Here is a 24,509-nt window from a genome sequence, read left to right on the forward strand (position 1 = left end):
TGGCAATGCAATACAATCTCACCAGGATCGACCCCGATGCTCCTAACGAGCAGTATCCGATTGGCGAACGGGAAACCGTTTCCGATCCGTTAGAAGATCAAGTCCACAAAAACATTTTCATGGGCAAGCTCGAAGACGTGCTTAACGGCACGATCAACTGGGGGCGCAAGAACTCCCTGTGGCCGTATAACTTCGGTCTTTCGTGCTGCTACGTGGAAATGACCACCGCCTTCACGGCGCCCCACGACATCGCGCGCTTTGGCGCCGAGGTTATCCGGGCATCGCCGCGTCAGGCGGATTTCATGGTTATCGCCGGTACCTGCTTCATCAAGATGGCGCCGATCATTCAGCGTCTCTACGAGCAAATGCTCGAACCTAAATGGGTTATCTCCATGGGTTCGTGCGCCAACTCCGGTGGCATGTACGACATCTACTCAGTCGTTCAAGGGGTGGACAAGTTCCTGCCCGTGGACGTCTACGTGCCTGGCTGCCCGCCCCGCCCTGAAGCTTTTCTGCAAGGCTTGATGCTTTTGCAAGAGTCGATTGGACAGGAGCGTCGCCCACTTTCCTGGGTCGTCGGCGATCAAGGCGTGTACCGCGCCGAGATGCCTTCGCAAAAGGAACAGCGCCGCGAACAGCGAATCGCAGTCACCAACCTGCGCAGCCCCGACGAAGTCTGATCCAGACCTGCTTCTTTTATAGAACGAGAACCTGGCTTCATTCTTTACGTTGACCGAAAGCGATAAATAACCATGACTACAGGCAGTGCTCTGTACATCCCGCCTTATAAGGCAGACGACCAGGATGTGGTCGTCGAACTGAACAACCGTTTTGGCCCCGAGGCGTTCACCGCCCAGCCTACCCGCACCGGCATGCCGGTGCTTTGGGTTGCCCGTGCCAAACTCGTCGAAGTCCTGACCTTCCTGCGCAACCTGCCCAAGCCGTACGTCATGCTCTATGACCTGCACGGCGTGGACGAGCGTCTGCGCACCAAGCGTCAAGGGCTGCCTAACGGCGCCGACTTCACTGTGTTCTATCACTTGATGTCGATCGAACGTAATAGTGACGTAATGATCAAGGTCGCCTTGTCCGAGAGCGACCTCAGCGTGCCGACCGTGACCGGCATCTGGCCGAACGCCAACTGGTACGAGCGTGAAGTGTGGGACATGTACGGCATCAACTTTGCCGGTCACCCGCACCTGACCCGCATCATGATGCCGCCGACCTGGGAAGGTCACCCGCTGCGCAAGGACTTCCCGGCCCGTGCCACCGAGTTCGACCCGTTCAGCCTGACACTGGCCAAGCAACAGCTTGAGGAAGAAGCCGCGCGCTTCAAGCCTGAAGACTGGGGCATGAAGCGTTCCGGTGCGAACGAGGACTACATGTTCCTCAACCTCGGTCCTAACCACCCTTCCGCGCACGGTGCGTTCCGCATCATTCTGCAGCTGGACGGTGAAGAGATCGTCGACTGCGTACCGGACGTCGGTTACCACCACCGTGGTGCCGAGAAGATGGCCGAGCGTCAGTCCTGGCACAGCTTCATTCCGTACACCGACCGTATCGACTACCTCGGCGGCGTGATGAACAACCTGCCGTACGTGCTCTCGGTCGAGAAGCTGGCCGGTATCAAGGTACCTGAGAAGGTCGACGTCATCCGCATCATGATGGCCGAGTTCTTCCGGATCACCAGCCACCTGTTGTTCCTGGGGACTTACATCCAGGACGTGGGCGCCATGACCCCGGTGTTCTTCACCTTCACCGACCGTCAGAAGGCGTACACGGTGATCGAAGCCATCACCGGTTTCCGTCTGCACCCGGCCTGGTACCGCATCGGTGGCGTCGCTCACGACTTGCCGCGCGGCTGGGAAAAACTGGTCAAGGATTTCGTCGAGTGGATGCCAAAGCGTCTGGACGAATACCAGAAAGCTGCACTGGACAACAGCATCCTGCGTGGCCGGACCATCGGCGTCGCCGCCTACAACACCAAAGAAGCCCTGGAATGGGGCGTCACCGGTTCCGGCCTGCGTTCGACCGGTTGCGATTTCGACCTGCGTAAAGCTCGTCCGTACTCCGGTTACGAGAACTTCGAATTCGAAGTGCCGCTGGCGGCCAATGGCGATGCCTACGACCGTTGCATCGTGCGTGTCGAAGAAATGCGCCAGAGCCTGAAGATCATCGAGCAGTGCATGCGCAACATGCCGGAAGGCCCGTACAAGGCGGATCACCCGCTGACCACGCCGCCGCCGAAAGAGCGCACCCTGCAACACATCGAGACCTTGATCACGCACTTCCTGCAAGTTTCGTGGGGCCCGGTCATGCCGGCCAACGAATCCTTCCAGATGATCGAAGCGACCAAGGGCATCAACAGTTATTACCTGACGAGCGACGGCGGCACCATGAGCTACCGCACCCGGATTCGCACTCCAAGCTTCCCGCACCTGCAGCAGATCCCTTCGGTGATCAAAGGCAGCATGGTCGCGGACTTGATCGCGTACCTGGGTAGTATCGATTTCGTTATGGCCGACGTGGACCGCTAAGCATGAACAGCACGCTTATCCAGACAGACCGTTTCGCCCTGAGCGAAACCGAGCGCTCGGCCATCGAGCACGAGCTGCATCACTACGAAGACCCGCGCGCGGCGTCGATCGAAGCCCTGAAGATCGTCCAGAAGGAACGTGGCTGGGTGCCTGATGGCGCGCTCTACGCCATCGGCGAAATCCTCGGCATCCCGGCCAGCGACGTTGAAGGGGTGGCGACGTTCTATAGCCAGATCTTCCGTCAGCCGGTCGGCCGTCACATCATTCGCGTCTGCGACAGCATGGTCTGCTACATCGGCGGCCATGAATCGGTCGTCAGCGAAATCCAGAGCAATCTGGGCATCGGCCTGGGTCAGACCACCGCCGACGGTCGTTTCACCCTGCTGCCGGTCTGCTGCCTCGGCAACTGCGACAAGGCGCCGGCGTTGATGATCGACGACGACACTTTCGGTGATGTGCAGCCTGCCGGCGTTGCCAAATTGCTCGAGGGCTACGTATGACCCTGACTTCCTTCGGTCCAGCCAACCGCATCAAGCGTTCGGCCGAGACTCACCCGCTGACCTGGCGTCTGCGTGACGACGGCGAAGCCGTATGGCTCGACGAGTACCAGGCCAAGAACGGTTACGCGGCTGCGCGCAAGGCTTTCGCCGACATGGCTCAGGACGACATCGTCCAGACCGTGAAAGACTCGGGCCTTAAAGGTCGCGGCGGTGCAGGCTTCCCCACGGGTGTTAAGTGGGGCCTGATGCCCAAAGACGAATCCATCAACATCCGCTACCTGCTGTGCAACGCGGACGAAATGGAACCGAACACCTGGAAAGACCGCATGCTGATGGAGCAACTGCCCCATCTGCTGATCGAAGGCATGCTGATCAGTGCTCGCGCGCTGAAAACCTACCGTGGCTACATCTTCCTGCGTGGCGAATACACCACCGCCGCCAAGCACCTGAACCGTGCCGTGGAAGAAGCCAAGGCAGCGGGCCTTTTGGGTAAAAACATCCTGGGCAGCGGCTTCGATTTCGAGCTGTTCGTCCACACCGGCGCCGGGCGTTACATCTGCGGTGAAGAAACCGCACTGATCAACTCCCTCGAAGGCCGCCGCGCCAACCCGCGCTCCAAGCCGCCCTTCCCTGCCGCCGTTGGCGTGTGGGGCAAGCCGACTTGCGTGAACAACGTTGAAACCCTGTGCAACGTGCCGGCGATCATTGCCGACGGCGTGGACTGGTACAAATCGTTGGCCCGCGAAGGCAGTGAAGACATGGGCACCAAGCTCATGGGCTTCTCCGGCAAGGTCAAGAACCCGGGCCTGTGGGAACTGCCGTTTGGCGTCACCGGTCGCGAGTTGTTCGAAGACTACGCCGGCGGCATGCGCGACGGTTACAAGCTCAAGTGCTGGCAGCCAGGCGGCGCCGGTACCGGTTTCCTGTTGCCGGAACACCTGGACGCACAAATGTACGCCGGCGGCATCGCCAAAGTGGGCACCCGTATGGGTACCGGCCTGGCCATGGCGGTGGACGACAGCGTCAACATGGTTTCCCTGCTGCGCAACATGGAAGAGTTCTTCTCCCGCGAATCCTGCGGCTTCTGCACCCCGTGCCGTGACGGTCTGCCGTGGAGCGTCAAGCTTCTGCGCGCGATCGAGAACGGTGAAGGGCAAGCCGGCGATATCGAGACCCTGCTGGGTCTGGTCGGCTTCCTCGGCCCAGGCAAGACCTTCTGTGCTCACGCACCGGGTGCCGTGGAGCCGTTGGGCAGCGCAATCAAATACTTCCGCCATGAGTTCGAAGCCGGCATCGCGCCTACCAGCGCCGTCGTCCCGCCTCTGGCAAGGCCGATCGTAGTCGGCGCGTAAACGCTTAAAAAAGCGAAGGGTCCGTGCCCGCAGCTTTTCGTGTGATGACGCCGCAAGCGGCTGTGTTGATTCACGCGAATAACAAGATTCCATTAGCCACGCCCGCTGACACCGGGCCAACGAAGAACTTTGAACCATGGCCACTATCCACGTAGACGGCAAAGAGCTCGAAGTCGATGGGGCAGACAACCTGTTACAGGCATGTCTGTCGCTAGGCCTCGATATCCCTTATTTCTGCTGGCACCCAGCCCTAGGCAGCGTTGGCGCTTGCCGCCAGTGCGCGGTCAAGCAATACACCGACGAAAACGACAAGCGTGGTCGGATCGTCATGTCGTGCATGACGCCAGCTACCGACGGCAGCTGGATCTCCATCGACGACGAAGAAGCGAAAGTGTTTCGCGCCAGCGTCGTTGAATGGCTGATGACCAACCACCCTCACGACTGCCCGGTCTGTGAGGAAGGCGGTCACTGCCACCTGCAAGACATGACGGTGATGACCGGCCACAACGAGCGCCGTTATCGCTTCACCAAGCGTACTCACCAGAACCAGCAACTGGGCCCGTTCATTTCCCACGAAATGAACCGCTGCATCGCTTGCTACCGCTGCGTACGCTTCTATAAGGACTACGCTGGCGGCACCGACCTCGGTGTGTTCGGCGCCCACGACAACGTGTACTTCGGTCGCGTTGAAGACGGCACCCTGGAAAGCGAGTTCTCCGGCAACCTCACCGAGGTCTGCCCGACCGGTGTGTTCACCGACAAGACTCACTCCGAGCGCTACAACCGCAAGTGGGACATGCAGTTCTCGCCGAGCATCTGCCATGGCTGCTCCAGCGGTTGCAACATCTCCCCGGGCGAGCGTTACGGTGAACTGCGTCGTATCGAAAACCGTTTCAACGGTTCGGTAAACCAGTACTTCCTGTGCGACCGTGGCCGTTTCGGCTATGGCTACGTCAACCGCAAGGACCGCCCGCGTCAGGCATTGCTGGCCAACGGCGCCAAGCTGACCCTCGACGAAGCGCTGGATAAAGCTGCCGACCTGCTGCGCGGTCGCAACATCGTCGGTATCGGTTCGCCTCGTGCCAGCCTCGAAAGCAACTACGCGTTGCGCGAACTGGTCGGCGCCGAGCACTTCTACTCCGGTATCGAAGCCGCTGAGCTGGAACGCATTCGTCTGGTGATGCAGGTGCTGAAAGACAGCCCGCTGCCGATCCCGAACATGCGCGACATCGAAGACCACGATGCGATCTTCGTCCTCGGTGAAGACCTGACCCAGACCGCTGCGCGCATGGCCCTGTCCCTGCGTCAATCGGTCAAAGGCAAAGCCGAAGACATGGCCGACGCCATGCGCGTTCAGCCTTGGCTCGACGCCGCCGTGAAGAACATCGGTCAGAACGCGCTGAACCCGCTGTTCATCGCCAGCCTGGCTGAAACCAAGCTCGACGACATCGCTGAAGAATGCGTTCACGCTGCGCCAGACGACCTGGCCCGCATCGGTTTCGCCGTGGCTCACGCCCTCGACGCCAGCGCACCTGCCGTTGAAGGTCTGGACGCTGAAGCTCTTGAGCTGGCCAAGCGCATTGCCGACGCCCTGCTCGCCGCCAAGCGTCCGCTGATCATTGCCGGTACCTCGTTGGGTTCCAAGGCGCTGATCGAAGCCGCGGCAAACATCGCCAAAGCCCTGAAGCTGCGCGAGAAGAACGGTTCCATCAGCCTGATCGTGCCTGAGGCCAACAGCCTCGGCCTGGCCATGCTCGGTGGTGAATCGGTCGACGCAGCCCTGCAAGCGGTGATCGACGGCAAGGCCGACGCCATCGTCGTGCTGGAAAACGATCTGTACACCCGTACCGACAAAGCCCGTGTCGATGCAGCCCTGAACGCCGCGAAAGTGCTGATCGTGGCGGACCATCAGAAGACCGCCACCAGCGATCGCGCGCACCTGGTTCTGCCAGCCGCCAGCTTCGCTGAAGGCGACGGTACGCTGGTCAGTCAGGAAGGCCGCGCCCAGCGCTTCTTCCAGGTCTTCGACCCGACTTACCTCGACGCCAGCATCATGGTTCACGAAGGCTGGCGCTGGCTGCATGCCCTGCGCGCTACCCTGTTGAACCAGCCGATCGACTGGACCCAACTGGACCACGTCACCGCTGCCTGTGCCGCCAGCACTCCGCAACTGGCCGGCATCGTCAGCGCCGCACCGTCTGCCGCGTTCCGCATCAAAGGCCTGAAACTGGCTCGCGAACCGCTGCGTTACAGCGGCCGGACCGCCATGCGCGCCGACATCAGCGTGCACGAACCGCGTACTTCCCAGGACAACGACACCGCGTTCTCGTTCTCCATGGAAGGTTACTCGGGCTCGGTCGAACCGCGTCAGCAAGTGCCATTCGCCTGGTCTCCGGGCTGGAACTCGCCACAAGCCTGGAACAAGTTCCAGGACGAAGTCGGTGGTCACATCCGCGCTGGCGACCCGGGCACCCGCCTGATCGAAAGCACCGGTGACTCGCTGAACTGGTTCGCCAGTGTTCCTCGTGCGTTCAACCCGGCTCCGGGCACCTGGCAGGTTGTGCCGTTCTTCCACCTGTTCGGCAGCGAAGAGAACTCTTCCAAAGCCGCGCCGGTTCAGGAACGCATCCCGGCCGCTTACGTGTCGCTGGCCAAATCCGAAGCCGACCGTCTGGGTGTCAATGACGGCGCCCTGCTGAGCTTGAGCGTTGCTGGCCAGACCCTGCGTCTGCCGCTGCGCATCAACGAAGAGCTGGGTGCCGGTCTGGTCGCATTGCCGGCTGGTATCGCCGGCATTCCGCCCGCGATCTTTGGCAAATCCGTTGACGGTCTGCAGGAGGCAGCTCAATGACCTGGTTCACGCCTGAAGTGATTGACGTGATCATCGCGGTCCTCAAGGCCATCGTGATTCTGCTCGCCGTCGTGGTGTGCGGCGCGTTGCTGAGCTGGGTAGAGCGTCGTTTGCTCGCCCTCTGGCAGGACCGTTACGGTCCGAACCGCGTCGGCCCGTTCGGCGCGTTCCAGATCGCGGCCGACATGATCAAGATGTTCTTCAAGGAAGACTGGACCCCGCCGTTCGCCGACAAAGTGATCTTCACCTTGGCGCCGGTCGTGGCCATGAGCGCCTTGCTGATTGCCTTCGCGATCATCCCGATCACCCCGACCTGGGGTGTGGCGGACATCAACATCGGCATCCTGTTCTTCTTCGCCATGGCCGGTCTGTCGGTCTACGCGGTGCTGTTCGCTGGCTGGTCGAGTAACAACAAGTTCGCCCTGTTGGGCAGCTTGCGGGCCTCGGCACAAACCGTGTCGTACGAAGTGTTCATGGGCCTGTCGCTGATGGGCATCGTGATCCAGGTTGGCTCGTTCAACATGCGCGACATCGTTGAATACCAGGCGCAGAACCTGTGGTTCGTGATCCCGCAGATCTTCGGTTTCCTGACCTTCTTCATTGCCGGCGTCGCCGTGACTCACCGTCACCCGTTCGACCAGCCGGAAGCGGAGCAGGAACTGGCCGACGGTTACCACATTGAATACGCTGGCATGAAATGGGGCATGTTCTTCGTCGGCGAGTACATCGGCATCGTGTTGATTTCGGCGCTGCTGGTAACCTTGTTCTTCGGTGGCTGGCACGGTCCGTTCGGCATTCTGCCGCAGATCCCGTTCATCTGGTTTGCACTGAAAACCGCGTTCTTCATCATGTTCTTCATCCTGTTGCGCGCCTCGATTCCGCGCCCACGGTATGACCAAGTGATGGATTTCAGCTGGAAGTTCTGCCTGCCGCTGACCCTCATCAACATGCTGGTGACCGCTGCGATCGTGTTGCTCAACACGCCCGCCGTCGCGGCTCAGTGAGGATAGAGAATCATGAAGTACATATTTGACATCGTGCATGGCTTCTTCACCCAGCTTCGCAGCCTGGTGATGATCTTCAGCCACGCCTTCCGCAAGCGCGACACGCTGCAATACCCGGAAGAGGCGGTGTACCTGCCGCCGCGCTTCCGTGGCCGTATCGTGCTGACCCGCGACCCCGACGGCGAAGAGCGTTGCGTAGCCTGCAACCTGTGCGCTGTAGCGTGCCCGGTCGGTTGCATCTCGCTGCAGAAAGCTGAAACCGATGACGGTCGCTGGTACCCGGAGTTTTTCCGTATCAACTTCTCGCGCTGCATTTTCTGCGGCCTCTGCGAGGAAGCCTGCCCGACCACCGCAATCCAGCTGACACCGGATTTCGAGATGGCCGAGTTCAAACGTCAGGACCTGGTGTACGAGAAAGAAGATCTGCTGATCTCCGGCCCCGGCAAAAACCCTGATTACAACTTCTATCGTGTTGCAGGTATGGCGATTGCCGGTAAGCCGAAAGGCGCCGCGCAGAATGAAGCCCAGCCGATCAACGTGAAGAGCTTGCTGCCTTAAGGAAGAAAGATGGAATTCGCTTTCTATTTCGCATCGGGTATCGCTGTTGTGTCCACGCTTCGCGTGATCACCAACACCAACCCCGTGCACGCCCTGCTCTACCTGATCATTTCGCTGATTGCCGTGGCGATGACGTTTTTCGCCCTCGGCGCACCGTTTGCCGGTGTGCTGGAAGTGATCGCCTACGCTGGCGCCATCATGGTGCTGTTCGTGTTCGTGGTGATGATGCTGAACCTGGGGCCCGCCTCGGTTCAGCAGGAGCGCGTCTGGCTCAAACCCGGCATCTGGCTCGGCCCGGTCGCGCTCGGCGCCCTGCTGCTGGTTGAACTGCTGTACGTGCTGTTCAGCCACTCCAGCGGTCAGGCCGTCGGCCACACCACCGTAGACGCCAAGGCCGTGGGCATCAGCCTGTTCGGTCCTTATCTGCTGGTGGTCGAACTCGCCTCGATGTTGCTGCTCGCCGCAGCCGTCACGGCGTTCCACTTGGGCCGCAACGAAGCCAAGGAGCAATGACGATGCCTGCTATCCCTATGGAGCATGGTCTTGCCGTCGCCGGCATCCTGTTCTGCCTCGGTCTGGTCGGCCTGATGGTCCGCCGCAACATTCTCTTCGTGCTGATGAGCCTGGAGGTCATGATGAATGCCTCCGCACTGGCGTTCATCGTTGCCGGTAGCCGCTGGGCGCAGCCGGATGGACAGATCATGTTCATCCTGGTGATCAGCCTGGCAGCCGCCGAGGCCAGTATTGGCCTGGCGATTCTGTTGCAGCTGTATCGCCGCTTCCACACTCTCGATATCGACGCTGCCAGCGAGATGCGCGGATGAATCTTCTCTATCTGACTTTCGTATTCCCTCTCATAGGTTTCCTGCTGCTGGCGTTCTCACGCGGCCGCCTCTCGGAAAACCTGTCGGCGCTGATTGGCGTCGGTTCCATCGGCTTGTCTGCCATCGTCACGGCTTATGTGATCTGGCAATTCAACGTCGCGCCACCTGAAGGTGGTCACTACACCATGGTGTTGTGGCAGTGGATGGCGGTGGAAGGCTTTACGCCTAACTTCGCGCTGTACCTGGATGGTCTGTCCCTGACCATGCTCGGTGTGGTGGTCGGCGTCGGCTTCCTGATCCACCTGTTCGCGTCCTGGTACATGCGCGGTGAAGCCGGTTACTCGCGCTTCTTTGCCTACACCAACCTGTTTATCGCCAGCATGCTGTTCCTGGTCCTGGGCGATAACCTGTTGTTCCTGTACTTCGGTTGGGAAGGCGTGGGCCTGTGCTCGTACCTGTTGATCGGTTTCTACTACAGCAATCGCAACAACGGTAACGCGGCACTGAAAGCCTTCATCGTCACCCGTATCGGCGACGTGTTCATGGCCATCGGCCTGTTCATCCTGTTCGCGCAACTGGGCACGCTGAACATCCAGGAACTGCTGGTGCTGGCGCCGCAGAAATTCCAGGCCGGCGACTTCTGGATGGTCATGGCGACCCTGATGCTGCTGGGCGGCGCGGTCGGTAAATCCGCGCAACTGCCGCTGCAAACCTGGCTGGCGGACGCGATGGCCGGTCCTACTCCGGTTTCGGCACTGATCCACGCCGCAACCATGGTGACCGCCGGTGTCTACCTGATCGCCCGTACCCACGGCCTGTTTTCCCTGGCGCCGGATATCCTGCACCTGGTGGGCGTCGTCGGCGGTGTGACCCTGGTACTCGCCGGTTTTGCCGCACTGGTTCAGACCGACATCAAACGTATCCTTGCCTACTCGACCATGAGCCAGATCGGCTACATGTTCCTGGCGCTGGGCGTTGGTGCGTGGGATGGCGCGATCTTCCACCTGATGACCCACGCCTTCTTCAAGGCGCTGCTGTTCCTTGCGTCCGGTTCGGTGATCGTTGCCTGCCACCACGAGCAGAACATCTTCAAGATGGGCGGCCTGTGGAAGAAACTGCCGCTGGCCTACGCCAGCTTCATCGTCGGTGGTGCCGCTCTGGCAGCCCTGCCACTGGTGACCGCAGGCTTCTACTCCAAGGACGAAATCCTCTGGGAAGCGTTCGCCAGCGGCAACCACGGTCTGCTGTACGCAGGTCTGGTCGGTGCGTTCATGACTTCGCTGTACACCTTCCGCCTGATCTTCATCGCGTTCCACGGTGAAGTGAAAACCGAAGCGCACGCCGGTCACGGCATCGCTCACTGGCTGCCACTGTCGGTGCTGATCGTATTGTCTACCGCCATTGGCGCGATGATCGTTCCACCGCTGCACGGCGTGCTGCCGGAAAGCGTCGGCCATGCCGGCGGCGAAGCCAAGCACAGTCTGGAAATCGCGTCGGGCGCCATCGCCCTGTCCGGTATCCTGCTGGCCGCGCTGCTGTTCCTCGGCAAGCGTCGTTTCGTCACTGCAATCGCCAACAGCGGCATCGGCCGCTTCCTTTCGGCCTGGTGGTTCGCTGCCTGGGGCTTCGACTGGATCTACGACAAACTGTTCGTCAAGCCATACCTTGCGATCAGCCACGTACTGCGCAGAGACCCGCTCGACCAGACCATCGGTCTGATCCCGCGTATGGCCAAAGGCGGTCACACCGCCCTGAGCCGTACCGAAACCGGTCAACTGCGTTGGTACGCGGCATCGATGGCAGCCGGCTCCGTGCTGGTCATCGGCGCCATCGTGCTGGTAGCGGTCTGAATATGAACCTTGCGAACTTGCGAAAGGAATTGAGCCCGTCATGATTCTGCCTTGGCTAATCCTGATCCCCTTCATCGGCGGCCTGCTGTGCTGGATGGGTGAGCGCTTCGGCGCTACCCTCCCCCGCTGGATTGCGCTGATCACCATGTCCCTGTTGCTCTCCCTCGGCCTCTGGCTGTGGGCCAACGGTGACTATTCACTTGCCCCGGCGCCTGGCGCCGACCCGACCTGGGTGCTTGAGTTCAAGCATGTCTGGATCCAGCGTTTCGGCATCAGCGTGCACCTGGCCCTCGACGGCCTGTCGCTCCTGATGATCATGCTGACCGGTCTGCTGGGTGTTCTCTCGGTACTGTGTTCGTGGAAGGAGATCCAGCGTCATGTTGGCTTCTTCCACCTGAACCTGATGTGGATCCTGGGCGGTGTCGTCGGCGTGTTCCTCGCCCTCGACCTGTTCATGTTCTTCTTCTTCTGGGAAATGATGCTGGTGCCGATGTACTTCCTCATCGCGCTCTGGGGTCACAGTTCTTCGGACGGCAAGAAAACCCGGATCTACGCGGCGACCAAGTTCTTCATCTTCACTCAGGCTTCCGGCCTGATCATGTTGGTGGCGATCCTGGGTCTGGTCCTGGTCAACTTCAACGACACCGGCGTAATTACCTTCAACTACGCCGACCTGTTGAAAACCAAGATGTCGCTGACCACCGAGTACATCCTGATGCTCGGTTTCTTCATCGCTTTCGCGGTGAAGCTGCCGGTGGTGCCGTTCCACTCCTGGTTGCCTGACGCTCACGCCCAGGCGCCGACAGCGGGTTCGGTCGACCTGGCCGGTATCTTGCTGAAAACCGCTGCTTACGGCCTGCTGCGTTTCGCCCTGCCGCTGTTCCCGAATGCGTCGGCCGAGTTTGCGCCGTTCGCCATGACCCTCGGTCTGATCGGGATCTTCTACGGTGCGTTCCTGGCGTTCGCGCAAACTGACATCAAGCGTCTGGTCGCGTACTCCAGCGTTTCGCACATGGGCTTCGTGCTGATCGGCATCTACTCCGGCAGCCAACTGGCGCTGCAGGGCGCGGTGATGCAGATGCTCGCGCACGGCCTGTCGGCGGCGGCACTCTTTATCCTGTGTGGCCAGCTCTACGAGCGCACTCACACTCGCGACATGCGTGAGATGGGTGGCCTGTGGTCAAAGATCGCCTACCTGCCAGGCGTCAGCCTGTTCTTCGCGGCGGCCTCCCTGGGCTTGCCGGCGACCGGTAACTTCGTCGGCGAATTCCTGATCCTGATCGGCACGTTCCCTACCGCCCCATGGATCACTATCATCGCGACGTCCGGTCTGGTGTTCGGTTCGGTCTACTCGCTGATCATGATCCACCGTGCCTACTTCGGCGCGTCCAAATCGGACGCGGTGATGCATGGCATGGACGGTCGCGAACTGATCATGGTGGTCGGTCTGGCGGCACTGCTGATTTACATCGGCGTGTACCCGCAACCGTTCCTCGACACCTCTGCCGCGACGATGCATGGCGTGCAGCAGTGGCTCGGCACCGCCTTCACTCAACTCGCTTCGGCCCGGTAAGAGCGCTATGGAATTCACGACTCAACACTTTATCGCGCTAGCGCCGTTGTTGATCACCAGCGCCACGATCATCGTGGTGATGCTGGCGATCGCCTGGCGCCGCAACCACTCGCAGACCTTCCTGATTTCCGTGGCGGGTCTGAACCTGGCGTTGCTGTCGATCCTGCCAGCCTTGAAAGTCGCGCCATTGGCCGTGACCCCACTGCTGCAAATCGATAGCTTCGCTTGCTTGTACATGGCGCTGATCCTGGTCGCCACCCTCGCTTGTGTGACCCTCGCCCACGCCTACCTCGGCGATGGCGGTTCGGGTTACCCGGGCAACCGTGAAGAACTTTACCTGCTGATCCTGATGGCCGCCGCCGGTGGCCTGGTACTGGTCAGCGCGCAGCACCTGGCCGGCTTGTTCGTCGGTCTGGAACTGCTCTCGGTACCGGTCTACGGTCTGGTGGCTTATGCCTTCTTCAACAAGCGTTCGCTGGAAGCCGGTATCAAGTACATGGTGCTGTCTGCCGCCGGTTCCGCGTTCCTGTTGTTCGGTATGGCCCTGCTGTACGCCGACTCCGGCTCCCTGAGCTTCGTCGGTATCGGCCAGGCCCTGGCGGCTACTGGTCTGCCAAGCTCGCTGGCGCAACTGGGCCTGGGCATGATGCTGATCGGTCTGGCGTTCAAGCTGTCGCTGGTACCGTTCCACCTTTGGACTCCGGACGTTTACGAAGGTGCTCCGGCACCGGTGGCCGCGTTCCTGGCCACCGCTTCGAAAGTCGCGGTGTTCGCAGTGATGGTGCGTCTGTTCCAGATCTCGCCCGCGGCGAGCAGCGGTGTACTGAGCGACGTGCTGACCATCATCGCCATCGCGTCGATCCTGTTCGGCAACCTGCTGGCACTGACCCAGAGCAACCTCAAGCGTCTGCTGGGTTACTCGTCCATCGCTCACTTCGGTTATCTGCTGATCGCCCTGGTGGCGAGCAAGGGTCTGGCCGTGGAAGCCATCGGCGTGTACCTGGTCACCTACGTGATCACCAGCCTCGGCGCGTTCGGCGTGATCACGCTGATGTCCTCGCCGTACAACGGCCGTGATGCGGATGCCCTGTACGAATACCGTGGCCTGTTCTGGCGCCGTCCGTACCTGACCGCCGTGCTGACCGTGATGATGCTGTCCCTGGCCGGTATCCCGCTGACCGCGGGCTTCATCGGCAAGTTCTACATCATCGCTACCGGCGTCGAGTCGCACCAATGGTGGCTGGTCGGTTCCCTGGTACTGGGCAGCGCCATCGGCGTCTTCTACTACCTGCGTGTGATGGTCACCCTGTTCCTGATCGAACCGAACCTGCGTCGCCACGATGCGCAACTGCACTGGGAACAACGTGCAGGCGGCGTGATGCTGCTGGCGATCGCTGCACTGGCGTTCTTCCTTGGTCTGTACCCGCAGCCGTTGCTGATTCTGGTTCAGCAGGCGGGGTTGGCTGGTTGATCGCTTAAGCGACACTCGGTAGAAAACAGAAACGGCACCTTCGGGTGCCGTTTTTTTTGTGGCGAGGAAGCTTGCTCCCACAGGGGGTTTGTGTCGTACGCGAAATCGGAATGCACCTCTGACCACTGTGGGAGCGAGCCTGCTCGCGATGGCGTCGGCACAATCAACATCTTCATTGCCTGACACTCCGCCATCGCGAGCAGGCTCACTCCTACAAGGATTCGCTGTACTTGGGCTCGCCCCACATGACGAAATTGTAATTCCCCCATCACCTTGGCGTTATCCGCAGCTTGCAACGATGTCACCCGGCGACCATGCCGGCGGGCCCTTGCCCGCCGAACAATAAAACCCACGCCGAAGCACGTTCCCGTTCTGCCGAACCCAAGGAGTGATTGATGGTTAACAATACAAAAATGTCGATAGCCGCTTTAGCTGTGGTTGTCGGCTCCGGGCCGTCCATGGTGTCGGCGGAAGATAAAGCCGAGGGGTTTATCGAGGGCAGCAGCCTGACGGTGCTCAACCGCAACTTCTACTTCAATCGTGAGAACCGTGACGGCCAGTCCAGCCCCACCGGCAATGGTTATTCCGAGGCCTGGGCCCATGCGGTCATCAGCAAGTTCGAATCAGGGTTTACACAGGGCACCGTCGGGGTCGGTGTCGATGCGTTTGCGATGATCGGTTTGAAGCTTGATACCGGTGACGGGCGCAACGGTGGCCGTAGTTCGTTTGATGTGCTGCCAGTCGACAGTAATGGCCAAGCACGGGACGAATACACCAAGGTCGGTGGCGCCGCCAAAGTGCGCGCCTTCGATACGGTGGTGAAGGTCGGCGATGTGTTCCCTGCCAACCCGGTGGTTGCGGCGGGTGACTCCCGACTGTTGCCGGAAAGCTTTCGGGGTGTCACGGCCACCAACACCAGTATCGAAGGTCTGTCGGTACAGGGCGGTCGCCTGCATGCGATGAGCCAACCGGTGTCCAGCGACATGCGCGAGAACTTCGCGACCTTCTACGCAGGCCCGGTCAACTCGCCGTGGGTCGGCTATTTCGGTGGCGACTACACGCTGAACAAAAACCTCAGTTTCAGCCTGTATTCCAGTCGCCTCAAGGATGCCTGGAATCAGTACTACGCCGGCACCGCGTGGACTTACCCACTGTCGGATGACCTGTCGCTGTTCGGTGGCCTGAACTATTACAAGGCGGTCGACGAAGGCAAACAACTGCTCGGCAAGTTCGACAACAACATCTGGAGCGGCCGGGTCGGGGTGAAACTCGGCGCCCACTCCGTTGCGTTATCGCACCAGCGCAACAACGGCAACGACGACTTCGACTACCTGCGCCAGTCCGACTCGATCTTCCTCGACAACTCCATCCAGTACAGCGACTTCAACTCGCCCAAGGAACGTTCGTGGATGGTGCGTTACGACCTCGACATGAGCAGCTATGGCGTGCCGGGCTTGTCGTTCATGACCCGTTACGCCCGCGGCACCGACGCCGACTATTCCAGTGCCAACGCCGTGTACATGCGCCGCGATGCCGACGGCAATCCGCTGACCGATCAGAAGCGCTGGGAGCGCGACATCGAAGTCAAATACGTGGTGCAGAGCGGCTCGCTGAAGGACATGTCGTTGCGCCTGCGCCAGGCCACAACCCGAGCCACGGCATTTGAGTCGGATCTGGATGAGGTACGGGTGATTATCGAGTATCCACTGGCGATTCTCTGACTTTACGGTTGATGCAAATTCACCTTTAGAAGCTCCTTGCTCCTTTGGTAGGAGGTGAATCTTTTGGCGTCCTTCGGGGCGCCTTTTTTATGCCCGTAGATTGAGAATCTGTAGGCGTTGCCGAAGGGGGATCCAATGTCAGCCGCCGAGATTGAGGCAATCGCCTGCCACGGTGTATTTGATGGTGTTGAGTTGGCCCTTCGAGTCTTCGTAGGTCATTGCGGTGGGAACTACAGCGCAGGCAACTTGCGGACGCACAACACTCACCACTTTCACCACGTCCAGCTTCATCCCGTATTCATAATCCTTGACCACCGGCGCCGGTTTGCCCTGGCTGGCCGCGTATTGCTCCATGGCTTTGGTGTTGGCACTGAGCGCTCTCTCGAACGTCCGGTCGCCACCCCCTTCAGCCAGCACATTCAGGGACATCGCCATCACACCGGCGAACGTCATCAACTTGATAAGTTTCATGCTCAATACCTTCATAAAAAAGCCCGGCATCGGGACTCGACGACGGGCTTGTTCAAGTGCGACACGCTTACAAGTCTTTGGTGTTGTCGTCCTTCTTTTCATTGACGACGACTGGGTCGCGGGCCTGTTCCTTGGCTACGAACAGCTCTACGGAGCGGTCATTGGCGGTCATCATTCTTTCGAAAGCTCGGTCGCCACCGCCTTCGGCCAATGCCATGGAAGACATCACCAACGCCACCGCAAACGCACTCAGTTGTGCAAGTTTCATGTTTGATTCCTCGTTTAATTAACTGACGGGATCAAGGTAACAATCCGAACCTTTCGTGACGGTGGCGTGGAGATTACATATCCGTTATGTGGCCGCAGCTCTGATACAAGACACAAAACCTGTGGGAGCGAGCTTGCTCGCGATGGCGGTGGATCAGTCAGCATCATCGCCGACTGACAGATCGCTATCGCGAGCAAGCTCGCTCCCACAGGGAGATCATCTACTTAGTTGAAGCTGCGTCTTCGTCGCGTCGGTGCGCCAACTGATACAACGCAGGCAATATCAGCAGCGTCAGAATGGTCGAAGACAGAATCCCGCCAATCACCACCGTTGCCAGCGGAAGCTGCACTTCCGCACCTGTGCCGGTTGCCAGGGCCATCGGAATGAAGCCCAGGGCGAGCAAGCGCAAGTTTCGGGTCTTAAGGCTGGCCCGCTTCTTCCTCCTCCCCGATATCCAGAATCGCCTCGCGGGTGAATCAGCCGCGTCCTACATCCCGATCCTGCCTTCGACTTTAACGTAATGACTTGACCGAATTTGGCAGGAACAGAAGCCTTGACCTATTCGATTCTTGTGATAGAAATATACGCAGGTAACGTACAGAACATGGACGCTCTTTTTATCGAATTACCCGCATTTCAAAAGCACAGAAATGACTACCTGGACGACGAACTGTTTCGCAGCTTTCAACTGGAGCTGCTGAAAAACCCGGAAGCGGGCGATCTCCTGGAAGGTACGGGCGGTTTGCGCAAAGTCCGCTTCTCCGACCAGCGACGAGGCAAAGGCAAGCGCAGCGGATTACGGGTGATTTATTACTGGTGGTCAGGTTTCGATCAATTCTGGCTGTTCACGGTGTACAGCAAAAACGAGCAAGACGACCTGACGCCTGCCCAGAAAAAACTTTTCAGACAAACGCTGGATAGAGAAATCAATACGAGAACCCACTATGAAACGTGACATTTTTTCCGAACTGATGGAGGGCCTCGAAGCCTTGGCCGACGAGCGCCAAGGTAAGGTCACGCTGCGGAGCCACAAGGTAAAACTGCCAAAACTGCTACCAATCACTGCCGAGGAAGTGGTAGCCATACGCCAACAGCTCAACCTTTCCCGTTCGGTATTCGCGATGTATTTACGTACGAATACCCGGACGCTGGAGAACTGGGAACAAGGACGGGCGAAACCTAATGCTCAGGCGACAACATTGATCCGGCTGGTTGAGCGCTTTCCGGAGACGGTTCAACAACTGGCGGCGCTGACCTGAAGTGCCCGCTGCGTTTTCAATGACGCCATCGCGAGCAGGCTCGCTCCCACAGGGGACCACGTTTTGTCAGAAAGAATGCAGTTCAATGTGGGAGCGAGCCTGCTCCGGGCGGCGATCCGACGATGGCGGCGGAACAGGCACAAACAAAAACGGCACCTTTCGGTGCCGTTTGCGTTTCACATTACAGACACTTACTTACGCGCCGCCTCCCACGATTTCAGTAGTTCGGCATAGCTCACGGTTTCACCTTTAGGCTTCTCGTTCGCCAGTTTTGGCTTCGGTGCACCCGGTTGGTCTAGCCAGTACTGAGCGTCGCGCTCGGGGTTCATTTTCGGTGCGCAGGTGGCTTGCGCCTTCGAGCGTTCCAGACGGGTCATGATCGCGTCCTGATCCTTGGCCAAACCATCCAGCGCCTGTTGCGGGGTTTTCTCGCCGCTGGCCGCTTCGGCGATGTGGCTCCACCACAGTTGTGCCAAACGCGGATAGTCCGGCACGTTGGTCCCGGTCGGGGTCCATTGCACGCGGGCCGGGCTGCGATAGAACTCCACCAGACCACCGAGTTTCGGTGCCAGGTCGGTCATGGCTTGCGAGTTGATGTCCGACTCGCGGATCGGCGTCAGGCCAACGATGGTTTTCTTCAGGGATATGGTTTTCGAGGTCACGAACTGCGCGTACAACCAGGCCGCGAGTTTTTGCTTCTCAGGCGTGGATTTGAGGAAGGTCCAGGAACCGGCGTCCTGATAACCGAGTTTCATGCCCTCTTCCCAATACGGACCTTTCGGCGACGGTGCCATGCGCCATTTCGGCGTGCCGTCGGCGTTCATCACCGGCAAGCCCGGTTTGGTCATGTCGGCGGTAAACGCGGTGTACCAGAAGATCTGCTGCGCAATGTTGCCCTGGGACGGCACCGGACCGGATTCGGAGAAGGTCATGCCCGCCGCTTCCGGTGGCGCATATTTCTTCAGCCAGTCGACGTATTTGGTCGTTGCATAGACCGCCGCCGGGCCGTTGGTGTCGCCGCCGCGGGTCACGCTGGAGCCGACCGGATGGCAGTCCTCGACGCGGATGCCCCACTCGTCCACCGGCAAGCCGTTGGGAATGCCTTTGTCGCCAGCACCCGCCATGGAGAACCAGGCATCGGTGAACCGCCAGCCCAGGGACGGATCTTTCTTGCCGTAGTCCATGTGACCGTAGACGCGCTTGCCGTCGATTTCCTTGATGTCTTCACTGAAGAATTTGGCGATGTCTTCATAGGCCGACCAGTTCACCGGCACGCCCAGTTCATAACCGTATTTTTCTTTGAATTTTGCTTTCAGATCCGCCCGCTCGAACCAGTCAGCGCGGAACCAGTAGAGGTTGGCGAACTGCTGGTCGGGCAGTTGATAGATCTTGCCGTCCGGCGCGGTGGTGAACGAGATGCCGATGAAGTCTTTGATGTCCAGGGTCGGCGAGGTGTAGGCCTTGCCTTCGTTCGCCATCAGGTCGGTGATCGATTCGGTTTTGCCGTAGCGAAAGTGCGTGCCGATCAGGTCCGAGTCATTGACCCAGCCGTCATAGATGTTCTTGTCCGATTGCATCTGGGTCTGCAGCTTTTCCACCACGTCGCCTTCTTGCAGCAAGTCGTGGGTCAGCTTGATCCCGGTGATCTCGGTAAAGGCTTTGGCCAGCACTTTGGATTCATATTCGTGGGTCGCGATGGTTTCCGAGACCACCTTGATGCTCATCCCGCGAAACGGCTCGGACGCCTTGATGAACCACTTCAACTCTTCGAGCTGCTGGGCTTCGGTCAGGGTGGACGGTTTGAATTCGCTGCCAATCCATTTCTTGGCGGCGTCTTCATAGGCATCGGCCCAGGCTGCAGCGCTCAGCCCGCTGAGTGCCAGCATGGCTGCCAATGAAACGCTATGTCGCAGCTTATTGTTTTTGTCGAACATAGAGACCTCCTTTTAGGGTTTCGGAGCAACTTTGCCGAGCGATTCGACTAGCCCCAACGCATCACAGCCAACAGCCACACCAGGGACAACGCGAACGCAACCCAGATGCTCCAGTCGGTGACGCCGATTACCAGCAAATGCAGGTAGGCGCTGCCGAGAAGACCGATAAACAACCGATCGCCACGGGTGGTGGCAATCGGCAACAAACCACGCCGAAGAATGCTCGGCGAACGCAGTTCCCAGGTCGTCATGCCCACCAGGATCAAGGCAATGACACTGAAGAATGCCGCCGTAGGGCCGGTCCAACTCATCCATTCCATCATCAGCTCCTCAGACCCGGCCCAGGGCAAAGCCCTTGGCCACGTGGTTGCGAACAAACCAGATCACCAGCATGCCTGGCAGGATAGTCAACACCCCCGCCGCCGCCAGCACGCCCCAGTCGATACCGGACGCCGAGACTGTGCGCGTCATCACCGCCGCAATCGGTTTGGCGTTGACCGACGTCAGCGTTCGCGCCAGCAGCAGCTCGACCCAGGAAAACATGAAGCAGAAAAACGCCGTCACACCGATCCCGGAGCCAATCAGCGGAACGAAAATCTTCACGAAGAACTTGGGGAAACTGTAGCCGTCGATGTAGGCCGTTTCGTCGATCTCCTTCGGAACGCCGGACATGAAGCCCTCAAGGATCCACACCGCCAGCGGCACGTTAAACAGGCAATGAGCCAACGCGACGGCGATGTGCGTATCGAACAAACCGATCGAGGAATACAGCTGGAAGAACGGCAGCAAAAACACTGCCGGTGGTGCCATGCGGTTGGTCAGGAGCCAGAAGAACAGGTGCTTGTCACCGAGGAACCGATAGCGCGAGAACGCATACGCCGCCGGCAATGCCACGCTCAGCGAGATCACCGTGTTCAGGCTCACGTAGTACAGCGAGTTGAGGTAACCGGTGTACCAGGCCGGATCGGTGAAGATCACCTTGTAATTGGCGAAGGTGAAATCCTGCGGAAACAACGTCAGGCCGCTGAGGATTTCGGTGTTGCTCTTGAAGGACATGTTCAGCAACCAGTAGATCGGCACCAGCAGGAACAGGATATAAATCAGCAACGGAATCAGCTTTCTCTTGCTCATGGCAGACCTCAGCGGTTGGCGTCAGAGTGAGTCATGGCGGTGTAGAACAGCCAGGACACCAACAGGATGATCAGGAAGTACACCAGCGAGAAAGCCGCCGCCGGGCCGAGGTCGAACTGCCCGATCGCCATTTGCGTCAGGGTCTGACTCAGAAAGGTCGTGGCATTCCCCGGACCGCCACCGGTCAGCACAAACGGCTCGGTGTAGATCATGAAACTGTCCATGAACCGCAGCATCACCGCGATCAGCAATACGCTCTTGAGCTTGGGCAACTGGATGTGTCGGAAAACCGCCCAGGCCGAGGCCCGATCAATCCGCGCCGCCTGGTAGTACACGTCCGGAATCGCCCGCAGCCCCGAGAAACACAACAGCGCCACCAACGACGTCCAGTGCCAGACGTCCATCACCAACACCGTGACCCAGGCGTCCATGGTGTTGGCCGCGTAGTTGTAGTTCAGGCCCATGGCCTTGAGGCTGGCGCCCAGCAGACCAATGTCTGCCCGACCGAAGATCTGCCAGATCGTCCCCACCACGTTCCACGGAATCAGCAATGGAATCGCCAGGATGATCAGCACCAGCGACGACCAACGGCCCTTGATCGGCATGGTCAGGGCGATGGCGATGCCCAGCGGGATTTCGATCAGCAGCACACAGCCGGAGTAGATGAACTGGCGCAGCAACGAGTCATGCAGGCGCGGATCGAGCAGCACTTGCTTGTACCAGTCGGCGCCAACGAAGTAGCGGCTGGACTGGTCGAAGATGTCCTGCACCGAGTAGTTGACCACCGTCATCATCGGGATCACCGCACTGAACGCAACCAGCAAAAACACCGGCAACACCAGCCACCAGGCCTTGTTGTTCTGCACCTTGTTCATGGCTGCGTCTCCAAGAGGTATTCGTCGGCATACACCATCAACCATTGCGCCGGAAAGCTGATGTAGGCGGTTCCCTCGGGCACTGGCTTGTCTTCGGCCAGGCGCACTTTCAAAGGGGCACCGTCGAGGTTCAGGGTCATGATCTTGTAGGTGCCAAGGTCTTCGACGTGTACGACCTGTGCCTGCATCGCCTCATCAAAAGGTTCGTCCCACACATGCACGAACTCCGGACGGATGCCTACCTTCAGGGTTTTCCACTCGGACTCGGCGATGCGTTTCTGTTGAGCCTCGGAAAGCGGCAGATGAGTCGAGGCGAACCCGACGCCACCCGGTTGCGGCTGCACCTCGATCAGGTTCATCCCCGGACTGCCGATGAAATAGCCGACAAAGGTGTGGCTCGGCCGCTCGAACAGCTCTCTCGGCGTACCGAATTGCACAATCTGCCCGCCGTACATCACCGCGATCTTGTCGGCGAAGGTCGAGGCTTCGAGCTGATCGTGGGTGACGTAGACCATGGTGATGTTGAACTGCTCGTGGATCTGCTTGAGCTTGCGTCGCAGCTTCCACTTCAGGTGCGGGTCGATCACGGTCAGCGGCTCATCGAACAGGATCGCCGACACGTCATCGCGCACCAGCCCACGGCCCATGGAGACTTTCTGCTTTTCATCGGCGGTGAGGTTGCGCGCCTTCTTGTACAACAACGCCTGAAGGTCGAGGACTTCGGCGATTTCCTGCACCTTGCTGTGAATTTTCGCCTCGGCCATGCCCTGATTACGCAACGGGAAGGCCAGGTTGTCGAACACTGTCATGGTGTCGTAGACCACCGGAAACTGGAAAACCTGAGCGATGTTGCGCTTCTCCGGAGTCAGGTCGTTGACCACGTTGCTGTCGAACAGCACCTGGCCCTGGGACGGACTGAGCAATCCGGAAATGATGTTGAGCAAGGTCGACTTGCCGCAGCCCGAAGGCCCGAGCAAGGCATAGGCACCGCCCTGCTCCCAGACGTGGTCCATCTCGCGAATCGCATAATCCTCGGGGCCGGCCGGCGTGCGGGTGTAGCTGTGGGCGAGGTGCTGCAAACGGATTTCGGCCATCAGGCAACCCTCGCGATACGGCGACCGGGCGCCTGGACCAGCCGCCCCTGCGTATCGAAGACAAACAGTTTATGGGTCGGGATATAGATACGAATCGGCGCATCGACGTCGTATTCGTGGACGCCGGGCAAGTGCAGCACCAGCAGGAAATGTTCGTTTCGCACGTGCAGAAACGTTTCCGACCCGCTGATCTCGGCCACCTCGACGGTTACCGCCAGTTCCAGATCATCGTCGTTGCTCGGCACCAATGAGATGTGGCTCGGTCGCACGCCGAAACGAAACTCGCCCTCGCCTACCGGCCGCAGATCGACGTTGAGCGGGAAGTGCACGAAATTGGCGAAGCTGACTTCGTTGCCGGCGATACGCCCCGGCATCAGGTTGATCGGCGGCTCGGAGAACAGCTCTGCCGCCAGCACGGTTTGCGGCTGGTGATACACCTCGGAAGACTTGCCGCTCTGGATCACCCGGCCTTCGTGAAGAATGGTGGTGGTGCCGCCCAGCGCCAGGGCTTCGTTGGGTTCGGTGGTGGCGTAGATGGCGATGGTGTGGTGAGCCTTGAACAGCTCGCGCATTTCCTGACGCAGTTCTTCGCGCAGTTTGTAGTCGAGGTTCACCAGCGGCTCGTCGAACAAGATCAGCTCGGCATCCTTGACCAGCGCCCGGGCCATCGCCGTGCGTTGTTGCTGACCGCCGGAGAGTTCAAGCGGATGGCGCTGGAGGAATTTCTCGATGCGCAGCATCTTCGCGGTTTCCAGCACTTTGCTCTGGATCAGCTCATTGGACACACCGCCCTGGCGCAAGGGCGAGGCGATGTTCTCGAACACCGTCATGGTCGGGTAATTGATGAATTGCTGATAGACCATCGACACGTTGCGCAAACGCACCGGACGTTGGGTGACGTCGACGCCGTTCATCAGGATGCGGCCGCTGTCGGGCTTGTCCAGACCGGCCATCAAGCGCATGAGACTGGTTTTGCCGGACAGCGTGCGCCCGAGCAAAACGTTGAAGGATCCGGCTTCGAAACTAAGGCACGCATCGTCGATCCAGGTCTGGCCCTCGACGGTGCGGCTGACGTGCTCCAGGGTTAATGACATGGCTCGGCCTTTTTATTATTGGAGTCAAGCGACCGGAGCTACAGAGCGACATTCGTGCCAGAAAATGCAAGCCGTTGATCCGGCTTGAGAATCCTTCAAGTGAAAGAAAAACAGCGTTCGTTGCTGAACAGAAATGAACAAC

23 protein-coding genes and 1 pseudogene are annotated in these 24,509 nt (G+C 59.6%); 15 read left to right on the forward strand and 9 right to left on the reverse strand.

Features of this window, described 5'->3' with window-relative positions; all coding sequences use genetic code 11:
• The first annotated feature begins 5 nt into the window (after positions 1-5).
• The 13 genes from ACSQ87_RS21450 to ACSQ87_RS21510 all read left to right on the forward strand — a co-directional run bounded on the left by ACSQ87_RS21450 (position 6) and on the right by ACSQ87_RS21510 (position 16,241).
• The gene (locus ACSQ87_RS21450) at positions 6-680 is read left to right on the forward strand and encodes a NuoB/complex I 20 kDa subunit family protein (protein WP_008146035.1); all 675 of its coding nucleotides are present in this window, start codon (positions 6-8) and stop codon (positions 678-680) included.
• Between the two features lie 72 nt (positions 681-752).
• Positions 753-2,537 (forward strand): NADH-quinone oxidoreductase subunit C/D, encoded by a 1,785-nt coding sequence (gene nuoC / locus ACSQ87_RS21455; protein WP_223432589.1) that lies wholly within the window; start codon positions 753-755, stop codon positions 2,535-2,537.
• A gap of 2 nt (positions 2,538-2,539) precedes the next feature.
• Entirely contained in the window at positions 2,540-3,037 is a 498-nt protein-coding gene (gene nuoE, locus ACSQ87_RS21460) for an NADH-quinone oxidoreductase subunit NuoE (protein WP_008146039.1), read from the forward strand.
• On the forward strand, positions 3,034-4,389 hold the full coding sequence (gene nuoF / locus ACSQ87_RS21465; protein WP_008146041.1) for an NADH-quinone oxidoreductase subunit NuoF: 1,356 nt from the start codon (positions 3,034-3,036) through the stop codon (positions 4,387-4,389). The genes nuoE and nuoF overlap by 4 nt, the downstream gene beginning before the upstream one ends.
• Before the next feature lie 136 nt (positions 4,390-4,525).
• Positions 4,526-7,240 carry an NADH-quinone oxidoreductase subunit NuoG gene (gene nuoG / locus ACSQ87_RS21470; RefSeq protein WP_223432588.1) on the forward strand — a complete coding sequence of 905 codons (2,715 nt, stop codon included), beginning with the start codon at positions 4,526-4,528 and terminating at the stop codon, positions 7,238-7,240.
• A complete protein-coding gene (gene nuoH / locus ACSQ87_RS21475; RefSeq protein WP_436274337.1) occupies positions 7,237-8,244 on the forward strand; it encodes an NADH-quinone oxidoreductase subunit NuoH in 1,008 nt (335 codons plus the stop codon). Before nuoG ends, nuoH begins: the two co-directional genes overlap by 4 nt.
• Before the next feature lie 12 nt (positions 8,245-8,256).
• Positions 8,257-8,802 carry an NADH-quinone oxidoreductase subunit NuoI gene (gene nuoI / locus ACSQ87_RS21480; RefSeq protein WP_218244071.1) on the forward strand — a complete coding sequence of 182 codons (546 nt, stop codon included), beginning with the start codon at positions 8,257-8,259 and terminating at the stop codon, positions 8,800-8,802.
• A 9-nt stretch (positions 8,803-8,811) separates the two neighbouring features.
• Complete coding sequence (gene nuoJ, locus ACSQ87_RS21485; RefSeq protein WP_033057072.1) at positions 8,812-9,315, forward strand: NADH-quinone oxidoreductase subunit J; 504 nt, start codon at positions 8,812-8,814, stop codon at positions 9,313-9,315.
• A 2-nt stretch (positions 9,316-9,317) separates the two neighbouring features.
• On the forward strand, positions 9,318-9,626 hold the full coding sequence (gene nuoK / locus ACSQ87_RS21490) for an NADH-quinone oxidoreductase subunit NuoK (protein ID WP_007946416.1): 309 nt from the start codon (positions 9,318-9,320) through the stop codon (positions 9,624-9,626).
• Positions 9,623-11,476 (forward strand): NADH-quinone oxidoreductase subunit L, encoded by a 1,854-nt coding sequence (nuoL, locus tag ACSQ87_RS21495; RefSeq protein WP_008146051.1) that lies wholly within the window; start codon positions 9,623-9,625, stop codon positions 11,474-11,476. The genes nuoK and nuoL overlap by 4 nt, the downstream gene beginning before the upstream one ends.
• Before the next feature lie 40 nt (positions 11,477-11,516).
• Positions 11,517-13,049: an NADH-quinone oxidoreductase subunit M gene (gene nuoM / locus ACSQ87_RS21500; protein ID WP_436274338.1), complete on the forward strand. Its 1,533-nt coding sequence runs from the start codon at positions 11,517-11,519 to the stop codon at positions 13,047-13,049.
• Between the two features lie 7 nt (positions 13,050-13,056).
• Positions 13,057-14,520 (forward strand): NADH-quinone oxidoreductase subunit NuoN, encoded by a 1,464-nt coding sequence (nuoN, locus tag ACSQ87_RS21505; protein WP_223432585.1) that lies wholly within the window; start codon positions 13,057-13,059, stop codon positions 14,518-14,520.
• Positions 14,521-14,915: 395 nt separating this feature from the next.
• Positions 14,916-16,241: an OprD family porin gene (locus ACSQ87_RS21510; RefSeq protein WP_436274339.1), complete on the forward strand. Its 1,326-nt coding sequence runs from the start codon at positions 14,916-14,918 to the stop codon at positions 16,239-16,241.
• Between the two features lie 138 nt (positions 16,242-16,379).
• On the opposite strand, the gene ACSQ87_RS21515 is transcribed toward ACSQ87_RS21510, so the two are convergent.
• The 3 genes and pseudogenes from ACSQ87_RS21515 to ACSQ87_RS21525 form a co-directional block, all read right to left on the reverse strand.
• Positions 16,380-16,712 (reverse strand): DUF2790 domain-containing protein, encoded by a 333-nt coding sequence (locus ACSQ87_RS21515; protein ID WP_436274340.1) that lies wholly within the window; start codon positions 16,710-16,712, stop codon positions 16,380-16,382.
• A gap of 67 nt (positions 16,713-16,779) precedes the next feature.
• The gene (locus ACSQ87_RS21520; RefSeq protein WP_223432582.1) at positions 16,780-16,980 is read right to left on the reverse strand and encodes a co-regulatory protein PtrA N-terminal domain-containing protein; all 201 of its coding nucleotides are present in this window, start codon (positions 16,978-16,980) and stop codon (positions 16,780-16,782) included.
• A 220-nt stretch (positions 16,981-17,200) separates the two neighbouring features.
• A pseudogene (locus tag ACSQ87_RS21525) lies at positions 17,201-17,377 on the reverse strand (efflux RND transporter permease subunit); the annotation flags it as partial.
• Between the two features lie 207 nt (positions 17,378-17,584).
• Here ACSQ87_RS21525 and ACSQ87_RS21530 point away from each other — a divergent pair.
• Together ACSQ87_RS21530 and ACSQ87_RS21535 are read left to right on the forward strand one after the other, a co-directional pair.
• Positions 17,585-17,935, forward strand: coding sequence for a type II toxin-antitoxin system RelE/ParE family toxin (locus tag ACSQ87_RS21530; RefSeq protein ID WP_223432597.1), 351 nt, complete (start codon positions 17,585-17,587; stop codon positions 17,933-17,935).
• Entirely contained in the window at positions 17,925-18,239 is a 315-nt protein-coding gene (locus ACSQ87_RS21535; protein ID WP_223432581.1) for a helix-turn-helix domain-containing protein, read from the forward strand. The genes ACSQ87_RS21530 and ACSQ87_RS21535 overlap by 11 nt, the downstream gene beginning before the upstream one ends.
• Positions 18,240-18,430: 191 nt before the next feature.
• On the opposite strand, the gene ACSQ87_RS21540 is transcribed toward ACSQ87_RS21535, so the two are convergent.
• Genes ACSQ87_RS21540 through ACSQ87_RS21565 form a run of 6 tightly spaced genes read right to left on the reverse strand, consistent with a single transcriptional unit; the run spans position 18,431 to position 24,367 of the window.
• A complete protein-coding gene (locus ACSQ87_RS21540) occupies positions 18,431-20,173 on the reverse strand; it encodes an ABC transporter substrate-binding protein (protein WP_150656284.1) in 1,743 nt (580 codons plus the stop codon).
• 47 nt (positions 20,174-20,220) lie between these two features.
• A complete protein-coding gene (locus ACSQ87_RS21545; protein WP_008146061.1) occupies positions 20,221-20,493 on the reverse strand; it encodes a DUF2160 domain-containing protein in 273 nt (90 codons plus the stop codon).
• Positions 20,494-20,503: 10 nt separating this feature from the next.
• Positions 20,504-21,304: a carbohydrate ABC transporter permease gene (locus ACSQ87_RS21550; RefSeq protein WP_017339615.1), complete on the reverse strand. Its 801-nt coding sequence runs from the start codon at positions 21,302-21,304 to the stop codon at positions 20,504-20,506.
• 8 nt (positions 21,305-21,312) lie between these two features.
• Positions 21,313-22,179, reverse strand: a complete 867-nt coding sequence (locus ACSQ87_RS21555) for a carbohydrate ABC transporter permease (RefSeq protein WP_030130907.1) — start codon at positions 22,177-22,179, stop codon at positions 21,313-21,315.
• Positions 22,176-23,273, reverse strand: coding sequence for an ABC transporter ATP-binding protein (locus tag ACSQ87_RS21560; RefSeq protein ID WP_150656285.1), 1,098 nt, complete (start codon positions 23,271-23,273; stop codon positions 22,176-22,178). The genes ACSQ87_RS21555 and ACSQ87_RS21560 overlap by 4 nt, the downstream gene beginning before the upstream one ends.
• The gene (locus ACSQ87_RS21565) at positions 23,273-24,367 is read right to left on the reverse strand and encodes an ABC transporter ATP-binding protein (protein ID WP_008146067.1); all 1,095 of its coding nucleotides are present in this window, start codon (positions 24,365-24,367) and stop codon (positions 23,273-23,275) included. Before ACSQ87_RS21565 ends, ACSQ87_RS21560 begins: the two co-directional genes overlap by 1 nt.
• Positions 24,368-24,509: the final 142 nt, after the last annotated feature.

Source organism: Pseudomonas sp. LjRoot277, from assembly GCF_964253845.1.
In the GTDB taxonomy this organism is placed as follows: Bacteria; Pseudomonadota; Gammaproteobacteria; order Pseudomonadales; family Pseudomonadaceae; genus Aquipseudomonas.